General features: G+C 73.1%; 31 protein-coding genes and 1 riboswitch. Of the genes, 12 read left to right on the forward strand and 19 right to left on the reverse strand.

The window, feature by feature from the left end; translation table 11 throughout:
- The first annotated feature begins 95 nt into the window (after nt 1–95).
- A complete protein-coding gene (locus tag JX575_RS13860) occupies nt 96–1,250 on the forward strand; it encodes a methyltransferase domain-containing protein (protein WP_206054401.1) in 1,155 nt (384 codons plus the stop codon).
- Between the two features lie 122 nt (nt 1,251–1,372).
- The gene (locus JX575_RS13865; RefSeq protein ID WP_186340719.1) at nt 1,373–1,948 is read left to right on the forward strand and encodes a nicotinamidase; all 576 of its coding nucleotides are present in this window, start codon (nt 1,373–1,375) and stop codon (nt 1,946–1,948) included.
- 18 nt (nt 1,949–1,966) lie between these two features.
- Here the strand turns inward: JX575_RS13865 and JX575_RS13870 are convergent, their stop codons facing one another.
- From JX575_RS13870 to JX575_RS13880, 3 genes are all read right to left on the reverse strand, one after another.
- The gene (locus JX575_RS13870) at nt 1,967–2,503 is read right to left on the reverse strand and encodes a DUF1697 domain-containing protein (protein ID WP_186340718.1); all 537 of its coding nucleotides are present in this window, start codon (nt 2,501–2,503) and stop codon (nt 1,967–1,969) included.
- A gap of 31 nt (nt 2,504–2,534) precedes the next feature.
- Nucleotides 2,535–3,344, reverse strand: coding sequence for a hypothetical protein (locus tag JX575_RS13875; protein ID WP_186340717.1), 810 nt, complete (start codon nt 3,342–3,344; stop codon nt 2,535–2,537).
- A gap of 110 nt (nt 3,345–3,454) precedes the next feature.
- Nucleotides 3,455–4,366 (reverse strand): LysR family transcriptional regulator ArgP, encoded by a 912-nt coding sequence (locus JX575_RS13880; protein ID WP_186340716.1) that lies wholly within the window; start codon nt 4,364–4,366, stop codon nt 3,455–3,457.
- A gap of 72 nt (nt 4,367–4,438) precedes the next feature.
- Here JX575_RS13880 and JX575_RS13885 point away from each other — a divergent pair, with 72 nt between their 5' ends.
- Nucleotides 4,439–5,038 carry a LysE/ArgO family amino acid transporter gene (locus tag JX575_RS13885; RefSeq protein WP_186340715.1) on the forward strand — a complete coding sequence of 200 codons (600 nt, stop codon included), beginning with the start codon at nt 4,439–4,441 and terminating at the stop codon, nt 5,036–5,038.
- Between the two features lie 3 nt (nt 5,039–5,041).
- On the opposite strand, the gene JX575_RS19690 is transcribed toward JX575_RS13885, so the two are convergent.
- Together JX575_RS19690 and hppD are read right to left on the reverse strand one after the other, a co-directional pair.
- Entirely contained in the window at nt 5,042–5,839 is a 798-nt protein-coding gene (locus JX575_RS19690; protein ID WP_186340714.1) for a hypothetical protein, read from the reverse strand.
- A 63-nt stretch (nt 5,840–5,902) separates the two neighbouring features.
- Nucleotides 5,903–7,135 carry a 4-hydroxyphenylpyruvate dioxygenase gene (gene hppD / locus JX575_RS13895; protein ID WP_186340713.1) on the reverse strand — a complete coding sequence of 411 codons (1,233 nt, stop codon included), beginning with the start codon at nt 7,133–7,135 and terminating at the stop codon, nt 5,903–5,905.
- Nucleotides 7,136–7,216: 81 nt separating this feature from the next.
- On the opposite strand from hppD, the gene JX575_RS13900 reads away from it, so the two are divergent.
- The gene (locus tag JX575_RS13900) at nt 7,217–7,714 is read left to right on the forward strand and encodes an Lrp/AsnC family transcriptional regulator (protein ID WP_186340712.1); all 498 of its coding nucleotides are present in this window, start codon (nt 7,217–7,219) and stop codon (nt 7,712–7,714) included.
- A gap of 10 nt (nt 7,715–7,724) precedes the next feature.
- Here the strand turns inward: JX575_RS13900 and JX575_RS13905 are convergent, their stop codons facing one another.
- The 5 genes from JX575_RS13905 to JX575_RS13925 all read right to left on the reverse strand — a co-directional run bounded on the left by JX575_RS13905 (nt 7,725) and on the right by JX575_RS13925 (nt 12,488).
- Nucleotides 7,725–8,360, reverse strand: coding sequence for a helix-turn-helix domain-containing protein (locus tag JX575_RS13905; RefSeq protein ID WP_186340711.1), 636 nt, complete (start codon nt 8,358–8,360; stop codon nt 7,725–7,727).
- A 24-nt stretch (nt 8,361–8,384) separates the two neighbouring features.
- Nucleotides 8,385–10,139: a DEAD/DEAH box helicase gene (locus JX575_RS13910; protein ID WP_222129562.1), complete on the reverse strand. Its 1,755-nt coding sequence runs from the start codon at nt 10,137–10,139 to the stop codon at nt 8,385–8,387.
- Between the two features lie 20 nt (nt 10,140–10,159).
- Nucleotides 10,160–10,444 carry a DUF3039 domain-containing protein gene (locus JX575_RS13915; protein ID WP_186340709.1) on the reverse strand — a complete coding sequence of 95 codons (285 nt, stop codon included), beginning with the start codon at nt 10,442–10,444 and terminating at the stop codon, nt 10,160–10,162.
- 11 nt (nt 10,445–10,455) lie between these two features.
- Nucleotides 10,456–11,817, reverse strand: coding sequence for a hypothetical protein (locus tag JX575_RS13920; protein WP_186340708.1), 1,362 nt, complete (start codon nt 11,815–11,817; stop codon nt 10,456–10,458).
- Between the two features lie 116 nt (nt 11,818–11,933).
- Entirely contained in the window at nt 11,934–12,488 is a 555-nt protein-coding gene (locus JX575_RS13925) for a YqgE/AlgH family protein (protein WP_186340707.1), read from the reverse strand.
- A gap of 121 nt (nt 12,489–12,609) precedes the next feature.
- On the opposite strand from JX575_RS13925, the gene JX575_RS13930 reads away from it, so the two are divergent.
- Complete coding sequence (locus tag JX575_RS13930) at nt 12,610–13,260, forward strand: TetR/AcrR family transcriptional regulator (protein WP_186340706.1); 651 nt, start codon at nt 12,610–12,612, stop codon at nt 13,258–13,260.
- Here the strand turns inward: JX575_RS13930 and JX575_RS13935 are convergent.
- The 3 genes from JX575_RS13935 to fabG form a co-directional block, all read right to left on the reverse strand.
- Nucleotides 13,244–14,266 (reverse strand): DUF3048 domain-containing protein, encoded by a 1,023-nt coding sequence (locus JX575_RS13935; RefSeq protein ID WP_206054402.1) that lies wholly within the window; start codon nt 14,264–14,266, stop codon nt 13,244–13,246. The two genes, JX575_RS13930 and JX575_RS13935, sit on opposite strands and share 17 nt — an antisense overlap.
- Nucleotides 14,267–14,421: 155 nt before the next feature.
- Complete coding sequence (locus JX575_RS13940) at nt 14,422–15,051, reverse strand: C40 family peptidase (protein WP_186340704.1); 630 nt, start codon at nt 15,049–15,051, stop codon at nt 14,422–14,424.
- Nucleotides 15,052–15,054: 3 nt separating this feature from the next.
- Nucleotides 15,055–15,248, reverse strand: a riboswitch (cyclic di-AMP (ydaO/yuaA leader).
- 108 nt (nt 15,249–15,356) lie between these two features.
- On the reverse strand, nt 15,357–16,124 hold the full coding sequence (gene fabG / locus JX575_RS13945; RefSeq protein ID WP_186340703.1) for a 3-oxoacyl-ACP reductase FabG: 768 nt from the start codon (nt 16,122–16,124) through the stop codon (nt 15,357–15,359).
- A gap of 133 nt (nt 16,125–16,257) precedes the next feature.
- On the opposite strand from fabG, the gene JX575_RS13950 reads away from it, so the two are divergent.
- Nucleotides 16,258–17,310 (forward strand): phosphatase PAP2 family protein, encoded by a 1,053-nt coding sequence (locus tag JX575_RS13950; protein WP_186340702.1) that lies wholly within the window; start codon nt 16,258–16,260, stop codon nt 17,308–17,310.
- Nucleotides 17,311–17,331: 21 nt separating this feature from the next.
- Here the strand turns inward: JX575_RS13950 and JX575_RS13955 are convergent, their stop codons facing one another.
- Nucleotides 17,332–17,742 carry a helix-turn-helix domain-containing protein gene (locus JX575_RS13955; RefSeq protein WP_241005167.1) on the reverse strand — a complete coding sequence of 137 codons (411 nt, stop codon included), beginning with the start codon at nt 17,740–17,742 and terminating at the stop codon, nt 17,332–17,334.
- A 122-nt stretch (nt 17,743–17,864) separates the two neighbouring features.
- On the opposite strand from JX575_RS13955, the gene JX575_RS13960 reads away from it, so the two are divergent.
- Nucleotides 17,865–19,277: an MFS transporter gene (locus JX575_RS13960; RefSeq protein WP_241005168.1), complete on the forward strand. Its 1,413-nt coding sequence runs from the start codon at nt 17,865–17,867 to the stop codon at nt 19,275–19,277.
- 17 nt (nt 19,278–19,294) lie between these two features.
- On the opposite strand, the gene JX575_RS13965 is transcribed toward JX575_RS13960, so the two are convergent.
- Nucleotides 19,295–19,708, reverse strand: a complete 414-nt coding sequence (locus JX575_RS13965) for an HIT family protein (RefSeq protein ID WP_186340700.1) — start codon at nt 19,706–19,708, stop codon at nt 19,295–19,297.
- A 199-nt stretch (nt 19,709–19,907) separates the two neighbouring features.
- On the opposite strand from JX575_RS13965, the gene JX575_RS13970 reads away from it, so the two are divergent.
- The 3 genes from JX575_RS13970 to JX575_RS13980 all read left to right on the forward strand — a co-directional run bounded on the left by JX575_RS13970 (nt 19,908) and on the right by JX575_RS13980 (nt 21,977).
- On the forward strand, nt 19,908–20,531 hold the full coding sequence (locus tag JX575_RS13970; protein ID WP_186340699.1) for an MSMEG_6728 family protein: 624 nt from the start codon (nt 19,908–19,910) through the stop codon (nt 20,529–20,531).
- A 220-nt stretch (nt 20,532–20,751) separates the two neighbouring features.
- Nucleotides 20,752–21,447 carry an excalibur calcium-binding domain-containing protein gene (locus tag JX575_RS13975; protein WP_206054403.1) on the forward strand — a complete coding sequence of 232 codons (696 nt, stop codon included), beginning with the start codon at nt 20,752–20,754 and terminating at the stop codon, nt 21,445–21,447.
- 14 nt (nt 21,448–21,461) lie between these two features.
- The gene (locus JX575_RS13980; protein WP_186340698.1) at nt 21,462–21,977 is read left to right on the forward strand and encodes a putative immunity protein; all 516 of its coding nucleotides are present in this window, start codon (nt 21,462–21,464) and stop codon (nt 21,975–21,977) included.
- A 23-nt stretch (nt 21,978–22,000) separates the two neighbouring features.
- Here the strand turns inward: JX575_RS13980 and JX575_RS13985 are convergent, their stop codons facing one another.
- Nucleotides 22,001–22,429 (reverse strand): organic hydroperoxide resistance protein, encoded by a 429-nt coding sequence (locus JX575_RS13985; RefSeq protein ID WP_206054404.1) that lies wholly within the window; start codon nt 22,427–22,429, stop codon nt 22,001–22,003.
- A gap of 41 nt (nt 22,430–22,470) precedes the next feature.
- Between JX575_RS13985 and JX575_RS13990 the strand changes: the two genes are divergently transcribed.
- Entirely contained in the window at nt 22,471–22,920 is a 450-nt protein-coding gene (locus tag JX575_RS13990; protein ID WP_241005169.1) for a MarR family transcriptional regulator, read from the forward strand.
- Nucleotides 22,921–23,045: 125 nt separating this feature from the next.
- Here JX575_RS13990 and JX575_RS13995 read toward each other — a convergent pair whose 3' ends face one another.
- The 3 genes from JX575_RS13995 to JX575_RS14005 form a co-directional block, all read right to left on the reverse strand.
- The gene (locus JX575_RS13995; protein ID WP_186340696.1) at nt 23,046–23,708 is read right to left on the reverse strand and encodes a fasciclin domain-containing protein; all 663 of its coding nucleotides are present in this window, start codon (nt 23,706–23,708) and stop codon (nt 23,046–23,048) included.
- A gap of 126 nt (nt 23,709–23,834) precedes the next feature.
- Nucleotides 23,835–24,509, reverse strand: coding sequence for a DUF6629 family protein (locus tag JX575_RS14000; protein WP_186340695.1), 675 nt, complete (start codon nt 24,507–24,509; stop codon nt 23,835–23,837).
- A 114-nt stretch (nt 24,510–24,623) separates the two neighbouring features.
- Nucleotides 24,624–25,019 carry a RidA family protein gene (locus JX575_RS14005; protein WP_186341219.1) on the reverse strand — a complete coding sequence of 132 codons (396 nt, stop codon included), beginning with the start codon at nt 25,017–25,019 and terminating at the stop codon, nt 24,624–24,626.
- A 127-nt stretch (nt 25,020–25,146) separates the two neighbouring features.
- Between JX575_RS14005 and JX575_RS14010 the strand changes: the two genes are divergently transcribed.
- Nucleotides 25,147–26,169, forward strand: coding sequence for a WYL domain-containing protein (locus JX575_RS14010; protein WP_186340694.1), 1,023 nt, complete (start codon nt 25,147–25,149; stop codon nt 26,167–26,169).
- Nucleotides 26,170–26,178: the final 9 nt, after the last annotated feature.

Raw genomic sequence — 26,178 nt, forward strand, 5'->3', positions numbered from 1 at the left:
GCGCCGGTCGGTCGTGTCGACTGGGGTTCCTCTCCGGCCATTTCCTCGGGTCATCCACAGTTTCGCGGACCCTCATGGGGGCGCACGGTGGAGACATGGCCGAGTACCTCGTCGAGCTCTACGTCGCTCAGGGCGACCACGCCGCCGCGCGGCATCAGGTCGCGCTGGCGGAGCGGGCCGGCGCCGACCTGTCCCGGGAGGGCCGGGCCGTGCGCTGCCTGAGGTCGATCTTCGTCCCCGAGGACGAGACGTGCTTCCTGCTCTACGAGGCCGACTCGGCCCACCTGGTCGCCGAGGCGGTGCGACGGGCCGGGCTCCGGCTCGAGCACGTCTCGGCGGCCACCACGTCCGTCGCCGGCGTTCCCGAGACGCCGGTCGGCACCACGAAAGGAACCCGCATGACCAGCACCAGCAGCACCACCGGCACCGGCACCTCGAGTCCCGGCCCGGACCTCACCGAGCTGCGCGACAAGCAGCAGAAGGTCTGGAGCAGCGGTGACTACAACAAGATCGCCGCCCTGACCGTCCCGGTGTCGGAGCACCTCGTCGACCACGTCGGCGTCGGCCCGGCCGACCGGGTGCTCGACGTCGCCACCGGCACGGGGCACGTCGCCCTGGCCGCCGCGCGCCGCGGCGCCGAGGCGGTCGGCATCGACTACGTCCCGGCGCTGCTCGAGATCGCCCGGCGCCGGGCCGCCGCGGAGGACGTCGCCGTCGACCTCACCGAGGCCGACGCCGAGCACCTGCCGCACGACGACGCGTCCTTCGACGTCGTGCTGTCGGCGATCGGCGTCATGTTCGCCGCCGACCCCGACGCCGCCGGGCGCGAGCTCGTCCGGGTGACCCGCCCCGGCGGGCGGATCGGGCTCGCGAGCTGGACCCCGGAGGGGTTCGTGGGCGGCATGCTGCGCACTGTCGGGGCGCACGCCGCGCCGCCGCCCGGCGCCCGGCCCGCGACCCGCTGGGGCACGGAGGAGGTCGTCGCCGGCCTGCTCGGCGAGGGGGTGGGAGACCTGCGGTCGCAGACCGCCACGGTGACCCAGCGCTTCACCGACGCCGGAGCCTTCGCCGACCTGTTCCTCACCTACTACGGGCCCACGTTCGCGGCGGCGAGCCGGCTGGACGACCAGGGGCGCGCCGCGCTCCGGGCCGACCTGGTCGCGCTCGCCGAGTCGCACGACCGCCGCGAGGGGTCCGGCCACCTGGTGTGCGACTGGGAGTACCGCCTCGTCACGGCCACCCGCCGCTGAACGACGCGGACAGGGATGCGCCCTGTCGCGCCGGCCCGGCCGTGGGGACCGAGGCCGCGAGCAGCCCTCCTGCCGCGAGGCGGGAGGGCTGCTCCCACGACGGGGACCGCTAGCCTCGTGGCATGGCCCGAGCCCTGATCGTCGTCGACGTCCAGAACGACTTCTGCGAGGGCGGCTCGCTTCCCGTCACGGGCGGCGCCCACGTGGCGGCCGGCATCAACGACCTGCTCCACCGCTGGCACGCGCGGGCCGAGGACGCCCCGGCCTACGACGCCGTGCTCGCCACGAAGGACCACCACGTCGACCCCGGGCCGCACTGGTCGGCCAAGCCCGACTTCACCGACTCGTGGCCGGTGCACTGCAAGGTCGGCACGGAGGGCGCGGCGTTCCACCCCAACCTCGACCCCCAGCCCTTCGACGAGGTCTTCTACAAGGGCGAGCACGCGGCCGCCTACAGCGGCTTCGAGGGGCGTACGTCGTCGGGCGAGCCGTTGGCCGAGTGGCTGCGGGCCCGGCAGGTCGACGAGGTCGACGTGTGCGGCATCGCCACCGACCACTGCGTCCGCGCGACGGCGCTCGACGCCATCGCCGAGGGGTTCACCACCCGGGTGCTCACCGCGCTGTGCGCCGGGGTCGCCGAGGAGTCCACGGCCGCGGCGATCACCGAGCTGGCGCGCGCCGGGGTGGAGATCGCCTGACCGGCTCCGCGAGCGGTCTCAGCACCACTTCTGGGTGACCGTGCGGAGCACCTTGATGGTGCGGGCGGTCCCTCGGCCGAGCGCGGCGAGCTCCTTCGCCGCCATCACCCTCGAGGTGTGGATGTCGCCGTCGAGCAGCACGTAGGCGGCGCGGCCGTCGACGACCACGGTCTCGCCGGCGTGAGCCAGGGCGTGGACCGCGTCGACGGCCGCTGCGGGCGGCGGGTCGGCGTACAACGACACGTAGTGCTGGCCCGCGGGGTCGTGGCGGGCGTGCAGCTCCTCCCCCCGGGCAGTGAGCGCGGCGAGGTCTGGTGCGGTGAACACCACGGTCGGCACCTCGAAGCCGGCCTCGGCGGCGTACGCCTGCTCCAGCACCGCCTGCACCTTGGCCACCGAGCGGGCCGGGTGCGTCAGCCGGACGTTGCCGGTGTTGATGTAGGTCTCCACGTCGGTGCCGCCGGCCGCCTCCGTCGCGGCGCGGATCGCGTCCTTGGGGAACTTCCGCTTCGCGCCGAGGTTGATCGCGCGCAGGAAGGCGATGTAGGTGGGCATGCCGGGAGTATCCCCCCGAACCGGCGTGGGGTCAGCCGCGCTTGCACTGGCTGGGCGGCGTCACGACCGGGTCGAAGACGTGCTTGGGCGGCGTGATGTTCGCATCGTTCTGCGACTCCTTCATCGTCATCGCCCACCAGCCGGCCTTGCGGGTCTCGATGGCGGAGCGCGCGGCGGCGGGGACGTCGTTCCACATGTTCACGACGTCGACGCCGACCTCGATCAGGTGGCCGTGCGGCGTGACGACCGCGCCGGCCTCGATCTTGTCGAGCGCGGGAGGCACGGACGGGAAGAGACCGCGCGGCATCCCGGTGATCACCGTGCGCGCCGGCACGCCCACCGCGACGCCGTCGCCGGCGAGCCGGATCGCCCGGGCCGCGACGACCGGCCAGGTCGGGTCGAGGTCGGTCGGCAGGCCCCAGCTGCGGGACTCGTCGCCGGTGATGTCGGCCCAGCAGTCGGAGGCGTTGGGGCCCCAGACCTCGCTGTTGAAGTAGGTGCGGCCGGCGACGACGAGGTAGTCGACCTGCTGGCGGTTGCCGTCGATCGCGGAGTCCATCGAGAGCTCGCTGTAGCCGGTGGACGGGCTGTAGCGGCCGTCAAGGTCGAAGATCCGCTTGCCGCCGTTGTCCGGGTTCTTCGTCAGCAGCTGGCCGTGCCACTCGACGATGCCCATCTTGTCGACCTGGCCCTTGATCGCGTCGAGCTGCTCGTCCTCCAGCAGCACGCCCTCGGCGCCGTCGGTCGCGGCGGTCTCGCCCGATCCCCCGCACGCGGCGAGGGTGAGCAGGAGGCCCGCGCAGGCGGCGACGGCACGCCCTGCGGCTCGACGACGTGTCACTGGCCTTCCCCGATCAGGTCGGTGATGAGCTCCGTGCTCGATCTGGCTCGGAGCCTAGGTCCGGCACCGTCGCCTGTCAGCCGAATCCCGGATCCGATCGAGTGCGGCCCTCAACCGGCCATCCACCCGCGGGCGGCGCCGACCACGGCGTCGGTCAGGTCGTCGACCAGCGCGGAGCCGAGGCGCCAGTGCTGCCAGAACAGCGGCACCTCGGGCCGGCGGCCCGGCACGAGCTCGACGAGGTCGCCGCGGTCGAGCTCGTCGACGACGTCCGACTCGGGCAGCAGGCCCCACCCCATGCCGACCCGGATGGCCCGGTCGAACTCGCGCACCGACGGCACGTAGGTCACCGGCGGCGCGAGGTGGCGCCGCGTGACGCGGCGGATGAAGTCGTGCTGGAGCGAGTCGTTGCGGTCGAACGCCACGATCGGCGCCTCGCCCAGCGAGCCCGAGGCGACGCCGTCGGCGAAGTGGGCGGCGTGGAAGTCGCGGGTGGAGACGGCGGCGTAGCGGAGCCGGCCCAGGCGCACCACCCGGCAGCCCGGCACCGGCTTGGGCTCACCGGTGATCGCCGCCACGACCTCGCCGCGCCGCAGCCGCTCGGCGGTGCGGGTGTGGTCCTCGCGGACCACCTCGAAGACGACCCGGTGGCGCGACTGCACCTCGGCGAGCGCGTCGACGAACCAGCCGTAGAGCGCGTCGGCGTTGACGGCGATCGGGAGCGAGGCGTACGACGTCGTGCCGCCGCCGGTCTCCTCCACCAGCTCGGCGACGGCCTCGCGCTCGAGCAGCTCGGTCTGGGTGGCCAGCCGCACCAGCACCTGGCCCGCCTCCGTGGGCTCCAACGGCTTGACGCGGTGGAGCAGCACCCGGCCGATCCGGGTCTCCAGCGCCTTGATGCGCTGGCTCACCGCCGACGGCGTGACGTGCAGCTCGCGAGCGGTCGCCTCGAAGGTGCCGAGGCGCACCGCGACGGCGAGTGTGCGGAGAGCCACAGGGTCGAGCTGGGTGATGTCTTTCATAACAAGACATCCTAATGATTCCTCAGAATAGTTCGCTGGATTGCACCACGCACGCGACCTACCGTTGACCACGTGTTCCAGGTTGCTCTCGCCGGTCTGCTGACCGGACTCGCTCTCATCGTCGCCATCGGCGCGCAGAACGCGTTCCTCCTGCGCCAGGGGATCCGCGGTCAGCACGTGCTGCCGATCGTGCTGACCTGCCTGCTCTCCGACGTCGTGGCGATCACGGCGGGAGTGGCCGGCCTGGGCGTCGTCCTCGAGCGGTGGCCGGGCGTGCTGCCGTTCGCCCAGCTGCTCGGCGGGCTCTACCTGATCGCCTTCGGCCTGCACGCCGCGATGCGCGCGTGGCGGCCGAAGGGGCTCGAGGCGGGCGAGGGCACCGCACTCACCCCGGGCCGCGCTGTGCTCCTGACGCTCGCGCTGACCTGGCTCAACCCGCACTTCTACCTCGACGCGGTGCTGATGCTGGGCACGGTGGCCAACAGCTTCGGCACCGACCGCTGGTGGTTCCTCGCCGGCACCCTCGTCGCGAGCCTGCTGTGGTTCTTCGGACTGGGCTACGGGGCACGGCTGCTGCGCGGCCTGTTCGCCCGCCCGGCCGCCTGGCGCGTGCTGGACTCGACGATCGCGGTGGTCATGGGCGCCCTCGGCGTGGGGCTGCTCGCGCACTGACCCCTATCGGTCGGCGAACGCCAGGTCGCGCTCGGCCAGCGCCTCCGCGAGACGGGTGATCGCCATCGGGCCGACGCCGTGCATCGCGGCCAGCTCGTCAGCGCTGCGGGTGGCCACCTGCTCGAGCGTGGTCAGCCCCGCCCCGCGCAGCGCCCGGGTCGCGGGCGCCCCGATGCTCCTCGGCAGCGGCGTGCCCTCCTCGCGGGGGGCGCGCTCGCGCGGTGCCGGCAGCCCGGCGTCGACCACCGCCTCGCCTCGCGGGGACAGCAGGTAGCCGATCGCCAGCGACTCGGTGAGGCCGAGCTCCTTGAGCTTGCGCACGTCCTTCTTGAAGTCGGCCGTCTCGCGGCCGACCCGGGCCGCGAGGTCGGGGGCGCGCACCGTCGGGTTGAGGTCGATCAGGTCGAGGGTCTCGCGCGTCCACGGCCCGGTGGACGAGGCGGCGTCGAGGCGGTCGAGGCGGGCGTTGATGGCCGCGATCTCGTCGGCGTCCGGCACGGTGGAGCGCAGCGTCTCACGGGGGTCCGGACCGGCGTACGCCAGCCCGATGCGCCACGCCGGGTCGTCCGGGCGCGCCGCCAGCGCCTGCTTCAGCGCCGCGAGCGACTGTGCTCCGGCGCGGCGGGCGTCCTCGGCGCGCAGGCTCGACACGCTGACCTCCTCGACGGAGGTCACCTCGACGACCCCGACGGCCGTGCGCATCCGGGTGCCGACCACCACGCGGGGCCGGGCCCAGCGACGGAACGCCAGGTCCACGGTCCCGGCCTTGATCGCGGCCAGCTCGGCCGGTCGGATCATCATGGCGCCGAGTCTCCCACCGGCGGCCGCGCCGTCTCCAGCGCCCGCCCCGCGCGCCGGGCGCGGTCAGAGGTTGCCGCGGGCGTCCTGCTCGCGCTCGATGGCCTCGAAGAGCGCCTTGAAGTTGCCCTTGCCGAAGCCGAGCGAGCCGTGGCGCTCGATGAGCTCGAAGAACACCGTGGGCCGGTCGCCGAGGGGCTTGGTGAAGATCTGGAGCAGGTAGCCGTCCTCGTCGCGGTCGACGAGGATGCCGCGCTTCTGCAGCTCCTCGATCGGCACCCGCACCTCGCCGATGCGCGCGCGCAGCTCGGGGTCCTCGTAGTAGGAGTCCGGGGTGTTGAGGAACTCCACGCCGTTGGCACGCAGGGCGTCGACGGTGGTGAGGATGTCACCGGTGGCGAGCGCGAGGTGCTGGGCGCCGGGGCCGTTGTAGAACTCGAGGTACTCGTCGATCTGCGACTTCTTCTTGGCGATCGCCGGCTCGTTGAGGGGGAACTTCACCCGGTGGTTGCCGTTGGCGACGACCTTCGACATCAGCGCGGAGTAGTCGGTGGCGATGTCGTCGCCGATGAACTCGGCCATGTTCACGAAGCCCATCACCTTGTTGTAGAAGGTGACCCACTCGTCCATCCGCCCGAGCTCGACGTTGCCGACGATGTGGTCGAGGGCCTGGAACAGGCGCTTGGGCTGGTCGGGCTTCTTCTCCCAGCGCGGCGCGACGGGAACGTAGCCGGGGAGGTAGGGGCCGGCGTAGGTCTCGCCGTCGACGGTGCGCTGCACGAGCGTGTGGCGGGTCTCGCCGTAGGTCGCGATCGCGGCGACGCGGACCTTGCCGTGCTCGTCGGCCACGGTCTGCGGCTCCACGAGCACCGTCGCGCCGGCCCGGCGGGCCTGGGCGATGCACTGGTCGACGTCGGGCACCTCGAGGGCGATGTCGACGACGCCGTCGCCGTGCCGGGCGTGGTGGGCGATGAGGTCGCTGTCGGGCGCGACGGCGCCGCTCAGCACGAACTTGATCGAGCCCGACTTCAAGACGTAGGACTTGTGGTCGCGGTTGCCGTTCTCCGGGCCGGAGTAGGCGATGAGGTCCATGCCCCAGGCCGAGGCGTAGTAGTGCGCGGCCTGGGTGGCGTTGCCGACCACGAAGCAGATCGCGTCCCACCCGGTCACCGGGAACGGGTCGGCGTCGGCGTCGTACTCCACGAGGCCGACGAGCTGGCGCAGCTGCTCGAGGGAGAGGTCGGCCTTCATCTCGTCCACGGTCAGGGCGCCGCCGGTCGAGGCGATGTCAGTCGTCATGGTCCGAACCCTGCCCACCGACGGCACAATGTGCAACAGTACGCCGAAACATCGAGCAGACTGCCCAACCAAGGGAGCCTGATGGACGAGATCGACGGCAAGGTGATCGATCTGTTCGCCGGGGAGCCGCGGCTGGGGGTGCTCGAGGCGAGTCGCCGCCTCGGCATCGCCCGCGGCACCGTGCAGGCGCGCCTGGACAAGCTGGCCGCCGCCGGCGTGATCACCGGGTGGGGTCCCGACCTCTCCCCCGAGGCGCTCGGCTACCCCGTCACGGCCTTCCTGACCCTGGAGATCCGCCAGGGCTCGGCCGACCGCGGCGGCCACGAGGCCGTCGCCGCGCACCTGGCGGGCATCCCCGAGGTGCTGGAGGCCTACACGATCACCGGCGCCGGCGACATGTGGGCGCGCGTCGTCGCCCGCTCCAACTCCGACCTCCAGCGGGTGATCGACCTCGTGCTCACCGAGCCCGGCATCGACCGCTCGACGACGGTGATCGCGCTGGCGACGCAGATCTCCCACCGGGTGGTGCCTCTGGCCCGGGCCGCCGTGCGGCCGACCCCGGAGCCGCCGACCCCCTAGGGCGCCCGCGTCACCCGAGCCGTCGGGCGACCGCAGCCGCGGCGGCGATCACCTGCGGCGCGACGGCGGCCTCGTCGATGGCGCCGTCGAGCGTCACGATGCCCACGCTCGCCCGCAGCCCCTCGACGCCGCGCACGGGCGCCGCGAGCCCGCGGGCGCCGGTCTGCAGCTCGCCGCTGGTCACGGCGTACGCCGGCTCGTCGACGTCGGCCAGCGCGATGGCCTTGCCGGCCGCGCCCTGGGTCAGGGGGTGTCGGGCGCCGACGCGGTAGGAGACGTGGAAGTCGGTCCAGGTCGGCTCGACGACGGCCAGCGCGAGCGCCTCCTCGCCGTCGGCGACCGTGAGGTGGGCGGTCGCGCCGAGCGCCTCCGCGAGCCGGCGCAGCTCGGGCAGCGCGAGGTCGCGCAGCAGCGGCTGCACGCCGCTGGCGAGGTGGAGCACGCCCAGGCCGATGAAGAGCCGCGAGCGCGCGTCGCGGCGCACGAGGCCGTGCTGCTCGAGGGTGCTGATCAGCCGGTAGACGACCGTGCGGTTGACCTCGAGCCGGTGGGAGAGCTCGGTGACGGTCAGCCCCTCGGGGCTCTCGGCCAGGACCTCGAGCACCCGCAGGCCACGGTCGAGCGTCTGCGAGGTCTCGGTCGCCACGTGCCCACTATGGCAGTGCGAGCCTCAGGAGGTCTGCCGCACCGCCCACTCGCGGATCCGGTTGATCCGCTCGTGCAGCTGCTCGGCGTTGGCGACCGCCGCCGGCGGGCCGCCGCACTCCTTGCGCAGCGCGTTGTGGGTGATGCCGTGCGCCTGGCCCGTGCGGTGGTGCCAGGCGGCGACCAGCCCGTTGAGCTCGCGCCGGAGCACGCCGAGCTGCTGGTGCGTGCTGAGCTCCTGCACCGAGTCGACCACCCGGTCCCCGGCGCCGTCGGCGCGCTGCTTGCGCGCGCGCTCGCTCTGGCGCGAGTGCAACAGCTCGCGGACCTGGTCGGGCTCGAGCAGGCCGGGGATGCCGAGGAAGTCCATCTCCTCCTCCGAGCCCACGTTGACCTCGCCGGAGTGGCCGAACTGCGCACCCTCGTAGAGCACGTGGTCGAAGGACGCGGTGGAGCCCAGCGCCTCCCACGACATCTCGAGCTCGTCGGAGGCGGACTCCCCCTGCTGCGCCTCGGCGAGCAGCCCCTCCTCCGCGGCGAAGATGTCGTCCTCGTCGGTGACCCGGCGCCCCAGCACGTGGTCGCGCTGGGCCTCCATGTCGGAGGCGAACTCCAGCAGGTGCGGCACCGACGGCAGGAACACCGACGCGGTCTCGCCGCGCGAGCGGGCGCGGACGAAGCGGCCGACCGCCTGGGCGAAGAACAGCGGCGTGGAGACGGTGGTCGCCCAGACCCCGACCGCCAGGCGCGGCACGTCGACGCCCTCGGAGACCATCCGGACGGCCACCATCCAGCGGTCGTCGGAGGCGGTGAACTTCGCGATCTTCTTCGACGAGCCCTTCTCGTCGGACAGCACGACGGTGGGCGACTCGCCGGTGATCTTCTTCAGCAGCCCGGCGTAGGCGCGCGCCGTCTCCTGGTCGCCGGCGATCACCAGCCCGCCGGCGTCGGGCACGTGGCGGCGTACCTCCGACAGGCGCGTGTCGGCCGCCTCCAGCACCGCCGGGATCCACGATCCCTTCGGGTCGAGGGCCGTGCGCAGCGCCTGGGCGTGCATGTCCTTGGTGAGCGGCTCGCCCAGCCGGGCGACGACCTCGTCACCGGCCCGGGTGCGCCACTGCATCTCACCGGAGTAGGCCATGAAGATCACCGGGCGCACGACGTGGTCGGCCAGGGCGTGGGCGTAGCCGTAGGTGTAGTCGGCGGCCGAGACCGGGATCCCGTCCTCGCCGGGGGCGTAGGTGACGAACGGGATCGGGTTGATGTCGGAGCGGAACGGGGTGCCGGTCAGCGCCAGCCGGCGGGTCGCCGGGTCGAACGCCTCGCGCACGCCCTCACCCCACGACAGCGCGTCGCCGGCGTGGTGGATCTCGTCGAGGATCACCAGCGTCTTGAAGCGCTCGGTGCGGATGCGCATGGCGAGCGGGTTGACCGCCACCCCGGCGTAGGTCACCGCGATGCCGACGTAGTCGTCGGAGGTCCTGCCCTTGCCCGCCGAGTAGGTGGGGTCGATCGGGATCCCGGCGCGGGCCGCGGCCTCGGCCCACTGCGTCTTGAGGTGCTCGGTGGGCGCGACGACGGTGATCCGGTCGACCAGCCGCCGGCTCAGCAGGTCGGCCGCGACGGTCAGCGCGAATGTCGTCTTGCCGGCGCCGGGCGTGGCGACCGCGAGGAAGTCGCGGGGCTGGCGGGACAGGTAGACGTCCATCGCCGCCTGCTGCCAGGCACGGAGGGAGGGCGCGGTGCCCCAGGCGGCCCGGTCGGGCCACGCGGGAGGCAGCGGCGCGTCAGGCCGCCCCGTCACGCCTCGGGGCCCGAGCCGTCGGAGCCGTCGCCGGGCTTGCCCGGGTTCATCGAGTCCCAGATCTCCTTGCACTCCGGGCACACGGGGTACTTCTCCGGGGAGCGGGAGGGCACCCAGACCTTGCCGCACAGCGCGATCACCGGGGTGCCCATCACCATGGCCTCGGTGAGCTTGTCCTTGGGGACGTAGTGCGAGAAGCGCTCGTGGTCACCCTCGTCCGTCGGGACGGTCTGACGCTCTTCGATCGTCTGGCTGCCCGGGGAGAATCCGATGGTGCTCATGATGGGCAAGCCTAACGCCCACGCACCCAGATGAAGACGTTGGCGACGCCGCGCCGGGTGCCGCGCAGCACGTCGTGGGCGTCGCTTGCGTACGCCACCCGCGAGGCGTCGTCACTCAGCGAGACGCTCTCCTGCGTGCCGGCGGGCCGCCCCACGAAGGCCGCGGAGCGCTCGGCCGTGGCGGTCGCGACCAGGCGCAGCGGACGTCGTGACGTGGCCACCGTGTAGTGGGCACCGTCGGCGGTGACGGCGGCGCCGAGGTTGTCACGCGACGGCCCCAGCGACGACCCGAGGAGGGTGTCGTGGACGCCGCCCACCGGACGCCCGCCGTCGCCGCAGCAGGCGGGGATGCCCGCCCCCGTCACCGACACCAGCCGCCCGTCGTTCGACACCGCCACCCGGCGCGTGCTGCCGGACTCGACGCCGAGGCGGCCGAGGTCGCGCACGGAGCCGTCGGTCGTGTCGAGCATCCGGCTGCGGTCGGCGTCGACGAGGACGACGTGGCGGGCGTCGTCCGACATCCCGGCGAACACCTGCGACCCGAGGTCGGGCACGACGGTCCGGGTCGTGCCCGTGGCGGCGGTCCACTCCAGCAGCTGGGGCGCGGGCGCGTTCATCACCGGGTAGCGGTCCCGGTAGACCACCCGGGCGCCGTCCGCGGTCAGCGCCGCCCCGGACGCGCGTGGGGCGACCTCGGTCAGCGATCCGTCGGTGCGGTCGAGGAGGACGAGCCCGGGATCGAGGTCGAGCAGCACGCGCCGGCCGTCGTGGCTCAGCCCCTCGACCCTTGTCCAGGCGTCCGGGTGGAGGAGCGACACCCGCCGGGACGACGCCTCCCAGACGTAGAGCCGCTCGACGCCGCGGCGGGTGCCCGCGACGAGGTTGGTGGCGGCGGAGGAGAACACCACGGTCCCGCCGTCGCCCGACACGGTGACGTCGCCGCTCCACCCGTTGGCCGGACGGCCGTCCAGGCCGCGCGTCACCAGGACCGTTCCGGGGGCGGCGCGCGGCGTCACGGCCTTCAGGACGAGCGTCGTGCGCCGCGTCTCGCCCCGCTGCGTGCGCACCCCGCGCTCGACGAGGCCGATCCGCCAGGTCCCCAGCCGCGGCGCCGTGCCGGTGAGGCGACCCCCGCGCAGCCGCAGCCACCGCGGCAGGCGGTCCGCGTCCTGCACGCGCCAGTTCTTGCGCTGGTAGTCGTAGCGCTCCCCCCGCAGCACGGTGTCGACGACCCGGTTGCGGGCGGGCTGCTCAGCAGCCGTGCCGGCGGTCCGCACCGCGGGGGCGACGGGTGGCGCACCGGCCGCACCGACCGCGCCCCCGGGCGGCACGGCCACCAGGCCCCACGCCGCCGCAGCCGCCAGGGCGGCCACCCCACCGCGGAACCCACCGCTGAACCCGCGTCGTGCCCCGCCCCGTGCTGCCCCCGTGGTCGTCGTCATGTGGGGGGAGACGCGCGCCCGGTGCTTCCGGTTGCGCGACGAGCGGATCAGTTGAGGTCGGGGTCGACGGGCCGGTTGACGTGCCAGGCCAGCGTCCCGGGCTGGCGGCGCATGACCTCGCGACGCAGCTCGCTCGGGTCGTCGCGGAACGCGTCGGCCGTCTCACTGGTGACGACGTACCAGCTGCCCTCCTCGACCTCCCCCTCGAGCTGTCCGACGCCCCACCCGGCGTAGCCGGCGAAGACGCGCATCCCGGTCAGCGCGCCGTCGACCAGCTCGGTCGGGGTGTCGAGGTCGACCATGCCGAGCAGGCCGGCCACCGGGCGCCAGCCCACCGGCGGGTCCTGCGGATCGCGCAGCGCTGCGACAGCGAGGGCGCCGTCCGTGCCGACCGGCCCGCCGCGGAACAGCACCTCGGGCTCGACCACGACGTCGCGCCACGGCTCGAGGACGTCGGCGACGGGCACCTGGGAGGGCCGGTTGAGCACCACGCCGAGGGCACCCTCCTCCGTGACGTCGAGCAGGAGGACCACGGTGTCGGCGAAGTTGGGGTCCTGCAGCGCCGGCGTGGCGACCAGGAGCATTCCCGATGCGGGCTGCATGGCTTCCACTATGGACCGCGCCCTCCCGGCCGCACATCATCCCCCGGAAGGGCTCCCGACGATTCGTGAGGGCGCCTCGGGCACACCCCCACGGGGGCACGGGTCACCTAGGCTGCGAGCCATGGAGACCCGCCGGCCGCGCTCCTCCGACGCCACGAGGCAGGCGCTCGTCGACGCGGCGCGGGAGCTGTTCACCGTCCACGGCTACCCGGCCGCCTCGCTGGAGGCGATCGCCGAGGCCGCCCAGCTCACCAAGGGCGCGCTCTACCACCACTTCAGCGGCAAGCAGGCCGTCTTCGAAGCCGCCCTCGAGCTCGTGCAGGCCCGCGCGAGCGCCACGATCGTCCACGCCAGCGCGCAGCACGCCGACCCGTGGGAGCAGGGACAGGCCGGTCTGCGGGCGTTCCTCCGGGTCGCGCAGGAGCCCGACTACCGCCAGATCGTCGTCTCCGACGGCCCCTCGGTGCTCGGCCCCGCGCGCCACCGCGAGCACGAGCGGTCGACCTACGCCGTCGTCGCCGAGCTCGTCCGCTCGGCGCTCACGGGCCTCGACCGGTCCCCCGACGACGCGCTGCTCGACACGTCCGCCCGGGTCGTCTTCGGCGCGGTGTCGGCCGCCGGCGGCTCGGTGGCCACGAGCGAGGACCCCGCGGCCGCGGCGGTCCGAGCGGAGGCGGCGATCGGCGCCATCGTCACGGGCCTGCGGCGCCTGCTGGAGGACACCGCCGGTGGGGACGGGGCGACCGACCCCGGCGCTACTTGGCGAAGGTGACCTCGCCGTTGACGGCCGGCACCAGCTCGATCCACACGCGACCGGCGGGCACCGTGAGGTCGCCCCGCTTGGTGGAGAGCTCGATCGCGCCGTTGAGGCCGTCCTTGCGCCAGGTGCCCTTCACCACGCGGCCGCCGTGGAAGAGCAGCGCGGTGCCCTTGCCCTCGAGCTTGGTCTCGGGCACCGGGTAGCCCGCGGGGTCGCGGTAGCCGGCGTCGCCGACCTCCACCCGCAGCACGAGCACCGACTCGGCCGGGAAGTGGTCGCCCTCGGCGGCGTAGGAGTCGGTGTTGACGTAGCGGCCGCGCTGGAACTGCCAGCTGGTCGAGTGGGCGCCGAAGTCGGCGGTCAGCGTGCGGGCCTTGGCGCCCTTCGGCAGGTCGGCCGCGTCGCCCCACGGCAGGTAGGGCGGCGGCTCCTCGTCGGCCTTGACGCGCTTGGCGATCTCGCCCAGCCGGGCGAAGAGGTTGTAGGGGGCCGAGCGGGAGGTGTCCCGGTAGACCCCGGCGTCGCCCTCGGTGATCCACGGGATCCCGGCACCGTTGATGCGCTTGATGGTGACGGCTGCGGCACCGCTGGTCACCACGGTGGCGCCCTCGGGCACGATCCCGATGTCGCTCGCGCGCATCGAGCGCACCGGTCCGATGGAGCCGGGCACCTGGGAGTAGTAGAACGCCGCCAGCCGGGTGTAGCCGCCCTCGACGAGCTCCTCGACGACCAGGTCGGCGGAGCCGAGCCCGACCTGCGGGGCGCTCGAGGACGTGTTGTCGACCTTGGTGACGAGGACCGGGTGCTTGGGCGCGTCGCCCTTGCGCTCCAGGCCGGTGAGGGGCCAGTAGCTCGGCTCCGGCGGGGCCTCGGTGGTCTCCGACGGGCTCGGCTCGGCCGAGGCCGATCCGCTCGTCGGCTCGTCGTCGCCGCCGCTGCACGCGGTGAGGACCAGCACGCTCGCTGCGAGCGTGGCGACGACGGCCCGGAAGGACGAGGTGGGACGACGGTGACGCACGGTGACTCCGATCGAACGGGGGTGCCGGGCCTGGGCCCGCGGGGGCATCTGGAAAGTCTGGAGGCGCGCCCTCCCTGATCGGGGAAGGCGCGCCACAGGGTAGATCAGCAGGAACTGCCTACCAATCCGAGCCTGTCGCCCGGGTGGCGGCCCGCTCAGGCGCGTCGCAGGGTGCCGCCGAACCAGCTCGGCGTCCAGGCCGTGGCGACCCGGACCCGCTGGCCGGTGCCGGGGGCGTGCAGCATCTGGGCCTTCCCGCCGACCCAGCGGAGGAAGATCGCAGCGTGGTAGACCCCGCCGCCGCCGTAGAAGAACATCAGGTCGCCGGAGCGCATGCTGCCCTTCGCGATGCGGCGGGCGTGGGCCGCCTGGGCGCGCGAGGTGCGGGGCACGGCGAAGCCGGCACGGCTGTAGCTGTAGCGGATCAGCCCGGAGCAGTCGAAGCGGTCCGGCCCGGCGGCGCCGTACGCGTAGGCGTCACCGCGCTGGCGCATGGCGATGTTGCGGGCGGCCAGCACCCGGCTGTCGACGCGGCGCTTGGCGCTGAGGCGCGCCGACGTGCGCGCGTGCTTGCGCGGGGTCCGCTTGGCGCTCCGGTCGTGGGAGCTCCGGTCCTGGGGACTCCGGTTCATGTCGTCGCTGGTGGTGCGCGTGCTGGTGGTGCGGTCGGACTGGCCGGCGCCCGGGGCGGCCGTGGCGGGCAGGGCGCTCATCGTCGATCCGGCGAGGCCGAGCCCGGCGAGGGCGAGCGCGCAGGCTCGCGCCACACGAGTGGTCGTAGGCATGGTTGTTCCTTTCCACGCCTGTGAGGTGAGCTGTCGGGCTAGGGCAGGAAGGTGCCCCGCCCCGTCCTCCGAGGGAGTCCGGTGGCTTCGCCCCGAGCCGGTCGACGACCGGCGCTGGAACCTGTGGGTCCCCCACTCCTGCCCTGGTGCTGTCGGGGGTGTCGTCCCGGCCGGGCAGGACTCGGCGTACTCCGGGACGGTTGGGTCTCTCGACCTCCTCCAACGTGACAGGACGACCGGGCAGATCCAAACCGGCCACGACCCCTGAGGCAGGGATCGTGGCCGATCTCACGCGGAGGAGGGGCTCAGCCCAGCTTGCGGCCCCCGTCGACGTACAACGTCTGACCGGTGATGAACGACGCCTCGTCGCTGCAGAGGAACGCCGCGGCCGCGGCGATGTCCTCGGGCTGGCCCACGCGCCGCACCGGGGTGGCCTCGGCGTTGAGCCGCTGCAGCTCCTCGGGCTCCATCTTGAGCCGGCGGGCGGTGGCGTCGGTCATCTCGGTGACGATGAATCCCGGTGCGATGGCGTTGGCGGTGATGCCGAAGGGGCCGAGCTCGATGCCCAGCGTGCGGGTGAGGCCCTGGATGCCCATCTTGGCGGCCGAGTAGTTGGCCTGGCCGCGGTTGCCCAGCGCCGAGACGCTGGAGAGGTTGAGGATCTTGCCGTACTTCTGCTCCACGAACCGCGACTGCGCGGCCTTGGTCATGTTGAAGACGCCCTTGAGGTGGACGTTCATCACGATGTCCCAGTCGTCCTCGGTCATCTTGAAGAGCAGGTTGTCGCGGGTGACGCCGGCGTTGTTGACCAGCACGTGGATGCCGCCGAGCTCGTCGACGACCCGCTGCACGGCGGCCTCGGCGGCGGCCGAGTCGACGACGTCGCAGCCGATGCCGACGGCGCGCGCACCCTCGGCGAGGTCGAGGCGGCCGGCGGCCTCCTGGGCGGCGGACTCGTCGAGGTCGAGGATCGCGATCGAGGCGCCCTCGCTCGCCAGGCGCTGCGCGATGCCGAACCCGATGCCTCGGGCGGCTCCGGTGATGACGGCTACGCGGCGGTCGAATCGACCCATCTCGTGACTCCTCAGGACTGGGCGGCTGTCTGTCGTGAGGGTAGTGCGTGGGCCGGGGCGGGGCTCCCCCGCGGTGGGGAGATCCGGTGCATCTCGCTCGCGCGCCGTCGTCCGGTGCCCTAGCCTGCCAGCCATGGCACGGGGCGACTTCCGCGGCGCGATGGGCGTCGCGGCCGCGATGGCGGTCGCCACGTGGGCGGTCGCCGCCACCCACGACCTGCCGGTGCGCGACCCCGACGGCGTCTCGGTCCCGACGTGGGTGCGGCTGCCGCTCATCGTGCTCCTCGCCGTCCTGCTCGACGCGGTGCCGCGGTGGGTGGCCGGTGCGCGGGCCACGCCCCGCCCGGGGGCGTGGACGGCCCTGCGCACCGTGCTCCGCGACCGCTGGACCCGCGACCAGGTGTGGTTCACGGTGAGCGGCCTCGCGGCCTGGTACGTCTCCTACGTCGCCTTCCGCAACCTCAAGGGCTATCTCCCCTTCGTCGACGACCGGCTGTGGGACACCGAGCTGGCGCGCCTCGACCGGCTGCTCTGGCTGGGTCACGACCCCGCCGGCGTGCTGCACGACGTGCTCGGCACCGGGTGGGCGGCGTGGGTGCTGTCCGGCGTCTACGTGCTGTGGATCGGGCTGGTGCCGGCGGCGCTGGCGATCGCGCTGGTGTGGACCCGGCGCTCGGCCGCGGGCGCGCTCTACGTCACGGCGGTGTCGTTCAACTGGATGCTCGGCGTGGCGGTCTACTACCTGGTCCCCTCGCTCGGCCCGGTCTACTCGCGGCCCCAGCAGTTCGCCGACCTGCCCCACACCTTCAACACCGACGTGCAGGACCTGCTGCTCAGCGACCGCGTCGCCGTGCTGGCCGGAGCCTGGGACACCCGCGCCGTGCAGACGGTGGCGGCGTTCGCGTCCCTGCACGTGGCCATCACGGTGACCACCTGCCTGGTGATGGAGCTGTTGCGGCTGCCGCGCCCGGTGCGGGTGGCCGGGTGGGTCTTCGCCGGGCTCACCTGCCTGTCCACGGTCTACCTCGGGTGGCACTTCTTCGTCGACGTGATCGGCGGGGCGCTGGTCGGCACGCTCGCGCTGGTGCTCGCGGCCTGGGTGACCGGCCACCCGCTGCGTCGGCGGGAGCGGCCGTGGTCGCGCGCCTCGGCCCGCGACCGCGCCGACGAGGCGATGGCCTCCTAGGCGCGGAGAGCGTCCCGCAGACTAGGCGGACCGCCCCTCGCGAGCGGTGCGCTCGTCGAACTTCTCTCGGGCGTGGGCGATCTGGTGCTGATGCAGCTCGGTCCAGTGCACCAGGGACTGGATGATCTCGAGCAGCGTGCACCCCAGCGCGGTCAGCCGGTACTCGACGCGGGGCGGCACCTCCGGGTGCACGGTGCGCCCGACGAGCCCGTCGCGCTCGAGGTGGCGCAGCGTGACGGTCAGCATGCGCTGGCTGATCCCGTCGATCTCCCTGCGCAACTCGTTGAAGCGCATCGTGCGCCGCTCCAGCAGCGCGATCACGAGCAGCGACCACTTGTCGGCGATCCGGTCGAGGATCTGCCGCACCTCGCATCCCTCGCGCACGTCCCACTGGAAGGCGTCCGGGCAGCCGCACTCGGCGGCCTCGTCCACCGTGGTCACCTCACGGGAACTAGGTGACTTCGAAGTGCCTACTTCCGTCATCAGTCCATCGTCCTCACGATGAGACATGGTTACAAGTGGTAACCGAGACACGAATCGGAACTGGAGGCATCGTGACCGACCGGGCCATGGAGACGGGGGCCGACCGAGCGAGCACGCTCCGGTCCTGGGGCCTGCTGATGGTCGTCTGCGGGGCACTGTTCCTCGAGGGCATCGACATCGCCATGCTGAACGTTGCGGTGCCGGTCATCGCGGCCGACGTCGGGCTGACCGCCGGCACGGCGCACTGGGTGATCAGCGCCTACGTGCTCGGCTATGCCGGGTTCATGCTGCTCGGCGGACGGACCGCCGACCTCGCCGGCCGGCGCCGCGTGTTCCTGCTCGCGCTGGTCATCTTCGTCGCCTTCTCGGTGCTCGGGGGCCTGGCGACGGCGGACTGGGTGCTGGTCCTGGCTCGGTTCGCGACCGGTGTGTCCGCCGGTTTCCTGACGCCCGCCGGGTTCGGCATCGTCGTCACCACCTTCCCCGAGGGGCCGCTGCGCGACCGAGCGCTGGTCGTCTACGGCTCGGTCGGGGCGGCGGGTTTCGTGCTCGGCACGGTCGCGGGCGGCGTACTGGCGTCGGCGAGCTGGCGGCTGGTCTTCTTCGGCCCGGCCGTCCTCGGCCTGGTCCTGCTGGTCGCCGGCGCGAGGCTGATCCGGCCCGACGAGCACGACGGCCCACCCGGAGGCTTCGACGTGGCGGGGGCCCTCACCGCGACCGCCGGGATGGTGGCTGTCGTCTACGCGGTGATCACCGTCGGCGAGGGCGGCGCGCTCGGCGCCGCGGTCCTCGTCGTCGGCGCGGCGGTGGTGCTCCTCGGGGCCTTCGTCGCGATCGAGTCCCGCCACTCCTCGCCACTGCTCCGCTTGGGGATGCTGCGCGAGGGCCTCCTCCTGCACGCGAGCCTCGCCGGCCTGCTCTTCATGGGCGCCTTCTTCGGCTTCCAGTTCGCCGTCACCCTCTACCTCCAGGACCTGCGGGGCTGGAGCCCGCTCGAGGCGGGTCTCACCTTCGCGATCATGGGCCTGGACCTGGTGGCCGCGCCGCTGCTGACGCCGTCGCTGGTCCGCCGCTTCGGCGCCGCCCGGGTGATGACCGCCGGCCTCGTCGCGGCCGCCGTCGCGTTCGGCCGCCTGCTCGGGCTCGGGAACGACTGGTCCTACGTGGACTTCCTGCCGAGCCTGCTGCTGGTCGCCGCGGCGTTCGCCCTGGTCTACGGACCGCTGACCTCGCTGGCCGCCGAGGGGGTGCCGGAGGCCGAGCAGGGCTCCGCCGGTGGCGTCGTCTACACCGCGTTCCAGTTCGGCGGGGCGCTCGGCCTGGCGGGCGTCACGGTCGCGCTGGGCGCAGGCCACGCCGACGGGGCCGCCCTCGGCGACTACCAGCGGGCGCTCGTCGTGCCCACGCTGGCCGCGGTCGCAGCCGCGGTCGTCGGCGTGCTGGCGGTGGTGCGGCGTCGGGAGCGTACGACGTCGCCGGGGTGAGGTGGCGTCCCGTCCGGCTAGGAGTCGAGGGCAGCCCGCAACCGCTCGGCGTACGCCGCCGCCTCGCCCTCGGCGTACTTCGTGCGCGGCCAGAAGAAGCCGCGCAGCCCGTCGCCCTTGGTCCGCGGCACCACGTGCAGGTGCAGGTGCGGCACCGACTGGCTGACCGTGTTGTTGATCGCGACGAACGACCCCTGCGCACCGAGGGCGTCCACCACCGCGGTCGCGAGCCGCTGGGCCGCGGCCAGGAACCCGTCGCGCTGGTCGGCCGGCAGGTCGGGCAGCGTCTCGAGGTGGGCACGCGGCACGAGCAGCACGTGGCCCTTGAACACCGGCCGGGTGTCCAGGAAGGCGACCAGGTCGTCGGTCTCCAGCACCAGGTGCCCGGGCAGCTCGCCGGCGATGATCTGGCAGAACACGCATCCGTCCACCCCGCGGATGCTGCCAGACGCGTCCTGACCCGCCCAGCCCGTCGAGTCGGCGCGTCCTGACCCGCCCAGCCCGTCCAGTCGGCCCGTCCTGACCCGAGATGCGGCCGGGACGGCAGGCGGCTCGAGGACGTTCCGAGGAATCCCCGATCGGCCGTCGGGGTGGGGCGTGGCCCCCGGAGCGCCACCTAGCCTCGAACGGGTGCAGACCTTCCTCCCCTACCCCGACTTCGAGGCGTCGGCGCGGGCGCTGGACCAGAAGCGGCTGGGCAAGCAACGGGTGGAGACCATCCAGGTGGTGCGGGCGCTGACCGTGCCGGGCTACGGCTGGGCCAACCACCCGGCGACGCTGATGTGGAAGGGCCACGAGGAGGCGCTCGGGCGCTACGGCCTCACCTGCTGCGTGGTGTGGCTCGAGCTCGGCTTCGGCGACACGTGCGCGGCGACGATCGCCGCCGACCTGGCCGAGGCCGGGATCACGAGCGTGCGTACGCAGCCCGAGCTCGCCGCGGCCGGCGCACTCCCGGCGTGGCTGGGCGACCCGGCTCTCCACCTGAGCCACCGCTCGGCGCTGGTGCGCAAGGATCCTGACCTCTACCGCGAGCGGTTTCCCGGCGTCCCCGACGACCTGCCCTACGCCTGGCCGGTCCGCTCCCCCGCCGTGCTCGAGGCCGAGCGCCGCCGGGAAGAGACCGCCGCGCGGCGCGAGCAGCGGGCGGCCGAACGACTCGTGGAGGAGGCCGAACGGGCCCGCCGGCGCCGCAGCCGGGCCGCGAAGAAGGGCTGGCGCACGCGGCGACAAGCCTCCACCGAGGACGCCGGCTGACCAAGCGGTCGAGTCGGCGCGTCTTGACGCGCCCAGCCCGTCGAGTCGGCGCATCTTGGCACAGGATGCGCCGACTCGACCCCATCCGGCGGTCAGGGTGCGCCGCCTCGACCCGATCTGGCGGTCAGGATGCGCCGCCTCGGCTTTCCCGTTCCGGCCACGCGCCGGGCGCGGCGGTGTGAGGCTTGCCCCTCAGCACACCCGATCCCGTGGGGGGACCATGCTCGACACGATCGTCCGCGCGCTTGCGCTGGCCGTGGTGGCGCTCGGCCTGAGCGCCACCGCGCCGGCGCTGGCGTCCGCCGTCGTCGACCGCGACTGCGGCGACTTCGCCAGCCAGGCCGCCGCTCAGCACTTCTTCCTCGGAGCCGGCGCGGGCGACCCGCACCGCCTCGACGACGACGGCGACGGCGTCGCGTGCGAGTCCAACCCGTGCCCGTGCATCGGGCGGGGCACGACCTCGCCGCAGCAGCACGCCGGCAACAGCCAGCAGCAAGGCCCGCGGACGTACCGCGAGACGGGCGACGTCGTACGCATCACCGACGGCGACACGCTGCGCGTGCGGCTGCGCAGCGGTGCCCACGTCTCGGTGCGCATGCTCGGCATCGACACCCCCGAGCGCGGCCGGTGCGGCGCGGACGCCGCGACCGCCAACCTGCGCCGGCTCGCGCCGGTCGGCTCGACGGTCACCCTCGTCTCCGACCGCACCCAGGCGGCGAAGGACCGCTACGGCCGGCTGCTGCGCTACGTCGGCCGCAAGGGCGGCTACGGCGACCTGTCGTTCCGCCAAGCGTGGGACGGCCACACCCGGCCGTACGTGTTCGGCGGCAAGCCGGTGGCGCGGCACCGGGAGTACGTCCGCGCGATCGACCACGCCCGCACCCACGCCCGCGGCGCCTGGGCGTCCTGCTGGTGACGTAGCGTCGGCCCGTGATCCTGCCGCAGGTCCGTGACCCGCGCCTGGTGACGATCCGGCGCGGAGGGACCTTGCGCGACGAGGACCATCACCGGCTCGCCCTCTGGGCCGCCACGTGCGCGGAGCACGTGCTGGCTCTTTTCGAACAGGCTCGGGGGGACGACCCCCGGCCGCGGGAGGCGATCGAGGCCGTCCGCGCGTGGGTCCGGGGAGAGCTGCCGATGATGCGCACGCGGGCCGCGGGCGGCCACGCGATGGGAGCCGCTCGCGATCTCGCGGGTGCGCCGCGCTTCGCTGCGTACGCCGCCGGGCAGGCCGCGGTGGTCGCGCACGTGCCCGAGCACGACCTCGGCGCCGCGGCCTACGCCATCAAGGCGGCCATGGCCGCCGCGGGGACCGAGCGCCAGGAGGCCGCGCGTGCGGCCGAGTGTCGGTGGCAGCACGCCCGGCTCCCCCGCGAGGTCCGCGAGCTGGTGCTCGAGGACCAACGACGTCGCAACCCGATCTGCTGGAACGTCTTCGACGTCTAGCCCGACGCCGGCCGCTCGCTCCGTCAGGCGACGGTGAGCCGGACCTCGATGTTGCCGCGGGTGGCGTTGGAGTAGGGGCACACCTGGTGCGCCTTCTCGACCAGCTCCTCGGCGAGCGAGCGCTCGACACGGGGAAGGGTGACCTCGAGGGCGACGGCCAGGCCGAACCCGCCCTTGCCGTTGTCGCCGATCGAGACGTCGGCCACGACCTCGGACTCCGACACGTCCGCGTCCGAGCCCCGGGCCACGGCGTGGAGCGCGGAGTGGAAGCACGCGGCGTAGCCGGCCGCGAACAGCTGCTCGGGGTTGGTCGCCCCGCCGGGGCCTCCCATCTCCTTCGGGATGCGGACGTCGACGGCGAGCAGGCCGTCGGTGGACTCGACGTGGCCGTTGCGGCCCTCGCCCGTGGCGACGGCGCTTGCGGTGTAGACAGTTTCCATGTGCTCGATCATATTGCGCACAATTTAATTGCACAACCAGTATCATCCACGTCGTGGACGACTACCCGCAGCTCGCGCTCGACGAGCAGATCTGCCTGCCGCTCTACGCGACGTCGCGGGCCCTCACCCGGCGCTACGGCGAGCTGCTGGCCGGCGTCGGCCTGACCTACCCGCAGTACCTCTGCCTGCTCGCGCTCTGGGACGCCGACGGTCCGCTGACGGTCGGCGAGCTGGGCGGCCGGGTCCACCTCGACTCGGGCACCCTGACGCCGCTGCTCAAGCGGATGGAGCAGGCCGGCCTGGTCACCCGCACCCGCGACCGCGCCGACGAGCGGCGGGTGCTGGTCGCCCCCACCGAGCGCGGTCTGGCCCTCCGCGCCGACGTGGCCGGCGTGCCGGCAGGGCTGGTGGAGGGCATCGACCTGAGCGAGGACGAGGCCCGTACGCTTCGCCGCCTGCTCGACCGACTGCTGGGCGAGCTCGAGGCCGGCGCCCCGAAGTAGGCCGGCTGCCACCGCGCACCGGACCGGCGCGGTCCGAGGCGTAGCGACGAGGTCCTCCGGCGATGGGGTGGGGGAGACCCGTCCCGCCGGAGGCCCTCGTGCTCGACTACGCCTGGCCTGTCACATCACAGGTCGGCCGGGCGCAGGACGAAGGTGATGCCGTGGGCGATCTGCGCGTTGCCCCGATTGATGTCGAGAGCGAGCGGGTTGACGATCGGGTCGACGTCGTTGGGGTCCTGGTCCCGAAGGATGATGATCGGCAGGAACCGCGAGGGCACCTTGACGCCGATCGTGGGCCCGAGCGCCGTGGTCAGCTGGGCGCCGTTCGACCGGAGCGCGTCGCGGGCCGTGATGGTGGCGCCCGGGACGACGTGGTAGAGCAGGACGTTCTCGACCGTGTCGATGCCCAGGCTCGCGACTGCGGCGAACACGTCCGCCTCCGAGCGCACCCACCGCCCGGTCAGGTCCTTGACGAGCACCTGGAACGCGCGGTCGTTGGGGAGGAACGCGGTCAGCGCCACCGACCCGTCGGCGAGCAGGCGCACCGGGCTGTTGGCGTCGGAGTCGGCGGCGATGACGGCCAGCACCGCCTCGGTGACGATGTCGTAGTCGTACCAGTCGCGGTCGAACTGGTTGCCGTCGGCGGTGAGCACCGACGCCAGGCTGTTCGTCCCCGTGGCGCCGGCGCCCCCCGATCCGGAGCCGGCAGCGTGGGCGGCAGCTGGGGCGACCAGTGCCGTGGTGAGGGCGAGAGCGAGAGTTGCGGTGGTGCGGCGGAACACGTTCATTGGCATGTCCTCTCGTGGGTGACCGCGATCTGCGGTCACCTCCTTCTCCGCACCACACCGCCCACTGGATGCACCGGCGACCGGCCGGATCCGAGGAATTTCCCTCTCCCCCGCGTCGGCGCCGCCTCAGGCGGGCGCCAGTGCCTGACCCTCGAGGCGGTGGAGGTCGGACAGCCGGCGGCGCAGCACCATGTGCACGGTGATCAGCGCGGACGTCAGCGCGGCGTACACGCACCACAGCGACGCGAACGCCTGGACGTAGACGATGGCGACGACCGTGAGCCCGACGAGGTTGAGCAGCCCGAAGGCGACGATGGAGGGGTAGCCCGAGAGCACCGACGGACCGATCACCGCGACGACGTAGAGCACGGCCCACATCGGCCCGAAGGTCAGGCCGACGTCGTAGACCAGCGCGTGCGGCTCCTCCCGGACCTCGAGCGGGCCGCTGAGCACCGCCCAGAGCAGGTAGGCCGCGACCACCGCGCCGAGCGCGACGAACGGGGTCACCCGCCGGCGGCGCCCCTTCGGCTCGAGGAGCAGCACCGCGAGTGGCACCAGGATCGGAAGCACTGGGAACGCGAAGAGGACGTAGGCCATCGCTGCGGCGTGCTGGACCCCGGGCGAGAAGATGTCGGACGCGCTGTGCCAGACGAGGGCCTCGGTCAGCTGGTGGAGCGCGAAGAGCAGCGGCAGCGAGGCGAACGGCACCTCACGCAGCGTGCGCACCTCGCTCAGGCAGAACACGCCGACGGGGAGGAGGACCACGCCCGCCGTCAGATCGGCGCCCACCGAGAAGCACACCCGTGGACGGTAACGCGGCCGGCCGGTCTGCGGACGGGCCACAGTGCCCATGCCGGATGGCGCGGGCAGGAGGCCAGGCCGGGCGGGGCTCGGTGCGGCAGCAGCGACAGCCGCTCAGGCGACTGCCGTCCCTTCCAGTTCGATCATCTGCCCGGGGATCGCCAGCCGAGCCACGCCGAGCATCGTGGTGGTCGGCGCCACCTGGGCTGCTCCCAGCCGCGACGCCAGCACCCCGTAGTGCTCGAAGAGCAGGTCGACGTCGGTCGTGTAGACGTTGAGCCGCACGAGATCGGCCAGCGTCATGCCGGCCGCGGCGAGCACCGCCTCCAGGTTGTCCAGGCTCAACCTCACCTGTGCTGCCATGTCTCCCTCATGACGGGGAGTTCCGTCGGCCCCCATCGCGGTCTGCCCAGAGCAGTACAACGTCCGGGTGTGGCCGGTGACCACTTCGCCCTGGTTGAACCCCATCTCCACCGACCACCCCACGGGGTTGACGGCCACTCGTTCGATCGCCACATCAGCTCCCATCAGATTGCATCCGGAGTCTCCCCCGTTCGCGGGCCGCGGTCGGCCCCGCGTCACCACCCTGACGCTGAATCACGACACCTTGTGTCAGGTATTCGGTAGCGTCTTCGTGGTGCGCGCTGATCGGCTGGTGTCCTTGGTCCTTCTGCTGCGTCAGCGCGGCCAGCTGACCGCGACTGCCTTGGCCAAGGAGCTCGAGGTCTCCACGCGCACCGTCATGCGCGACATCGAAGCCCTTTCTGCGGCTGGCGTCCCCGTCTATGCCGAACGCGGCAGGCACGGTGGCTACTCGCTGCTGCCGGGGTTCCGCACCGAGCTCACGGGCCTCAACCACGAGGAAGCGCTCGCGCTGCTCACCGCGGACTCGGGTTCAGGCGAGCAGATTCTGGGACTCCGAACGGCTCTCGCCTCAGCGATGCGGAAGATCGTTGACGCGCTGCCCGAAAGCCATCAGGTCGCCGCGAGCAACGCGGCACAGCGATTCCTGGTCAACCCCGAGACCGACCTCCTTTCCCGTCGCCTGAGCCGAGACGCGCTGCCCGACGCCACGTTGACGGTGGTGCGACGCGCGGTCCTCGCCGGCCGCAGGTTGCGGATCCACTACGCCTCGCGAGGCCAGACACCCCAGTGGCGCACAGTGGACCCGATCGGCCTGGTCACCGTGCGAGACACGGGCTACCTCCTGGTCACCGAGTCCGGCACCGACCGGACCCTTCGACTATCGCGCATCCGCGCCGCCGAAGAGCTTGCCGAACCGGCTCAGCGACCCGAGCAGGTCGACCTCGAGCACGTCTGGGCACAGCGGTGCGCGGAGTTCCTGTCCGAGGGTCACGTCCCCGTCCAGGTACGGGTGAGCGCGGCGCGGCGGGATGACCTCCTCGACATGGCCGAAGCGGTTCGCGTCGAGGAGGCCGAACCAGACGGCTGGCTGCGGCTCGAAGTCACCTTCCAAGATCTCTGGCACGCAGAGTGGGCGCTGTGGCAGCTCGGTATCAACGCTGAAGCGATCGCCCCGCGTGAGCTGCGCGTCTCCCTGCACGCTCGGGCAGACGCAGTCGCCAACCGCTACCGGGACTCAGCTGAGCCCGACCCGTTCCAAGGCCAGTCCATCCCTGCCCGCCCAGTCCGGGCGTGAGGTCGAAGT

Origin of the sequence: Nocardioides sp. zg-1228 (assembly GCF_017086465.1) — a bacterium.
Classification (GTDB): Bacteria; Actinomycetota; Actinomycetes; order Propionibacteriales; family Nocardioidaceae; genus Nocardioides.

Excerpts from the sequence above, each read along its gene's own strand:
- JX575_RS13860 (WP_206054401.1), top strand. The coding sequence starts at position 96 with ATGGCCGAGTACCTCGTCGAGCTCTACGTCGCTCAGGGCGACCACGCC.
- JX575_RS13865 (WP_186340719.1), top strand. The coding sequence starts at position 1,373 with ATGGCCCGAGCCCTGATCGTCGTCGACGTCCAGAACGACTTCTGCGAG.
- JX575_RS13870 (WP_186340718.1), bottom strand. The coding sequence starts at position 2,503 with ATGCCCACCTACATCGCCTTCCTGCGCGCGATCAACCTCGGCGCGAAG.
- JX575_RS13880 (WP_186340716.1), bottom strand. The coding sequence starts at position 4,366 with ATGAAAGACATCACCCAGCTCGACCCTGTGGCTCTCCGCACACTCGCC.
- JX575_RS19690 (WP_186340714.1), bottom strand. The coding sequence starts at position 5,839 with ATGATGATCCGACCGGCCGAGCTGGCCGCGATCAAGGCCGGGACCGTG.
- hppD (WP_186340713.1), bottom strand. The coding sequence starts at position 7,135 with ATGACGACTGACATCGCCTCGACCGGCGGCGCCCTGACCGTGGACGAG.
- JX575_RS13900 (WP_186340712.1), top strand. The coding sequence starts at position 7,217 with ATGGACGAGATCGACGGCAAGGTGATCGATCTGTTCGCCGGGGAGCCG.
- JX575_RS13915 (WP_186340709.1), bottom strand. The coding sequence starts at position 10,444 with ATGAGCACCATCGGATTCTCCCCGGGCAGCCAGACGATCGAAGAGCGT.
- JX575_RS13925 (WP_186340707.1), bottom strand. The coding sequence starts at position 12,488 with ATGCAGCCCGCATCGGGAATGCTCCTGGTCGCCACGCCGGCGCTGCAG.
- JX575_RS13930 (WP_186340706.1), top strand. The coding sequence starts at position 12,610 with ATGGAGACCCGCCGGCCGCGCTCCTCCGACGCCACGAGGCAGGCGCTC.
- JX575_RS13940 (WP_186340704.1), bottom strand. The coding sequence starts at position 15,051 with ATGCCTACGACCACTCGTGTGGCGCGAGCCTGCGCGCTCGCCCTCGCC.
- fabG (WP_186340703.1), bottom strand. The coding sequence starts at position 16,124 with ATGGGTCGATTCGACCGCCGCGTAGCCGTCATCACCGGAGCCGCCCGA.
- JX575_RS13950 (WP_186340702.1), top strand. The coding sequence starts at position 16,258 with ATGGCACGGGGCGACTTCCGCGGCGCGATGGGCGTCGCGGCCGCGATG.
- JX575_RS13975 (WP_206054403.1), top strand. The coding sequence starts at position 20,752 with ATGCTCGACACGATCGTCCGCGCGCTTGCGCTGGCCGTGGTGGCGCTC.
- JX575_RS13985 (WP_206054404.1), bottom strand. The coding sequence starts at position 22,429 with ATGATCGAGCACATGGAAACTGTCTACACCGCAAGCGCCGTCGCCACG.
- JX575_RS13995 (WP_186340696.1), bottom strand. The coding sequence starts at position 23,708 with ATGAACGTGTTCCGCCGCACCACCGCAACTCTCGCTCTCGCCCTCACC.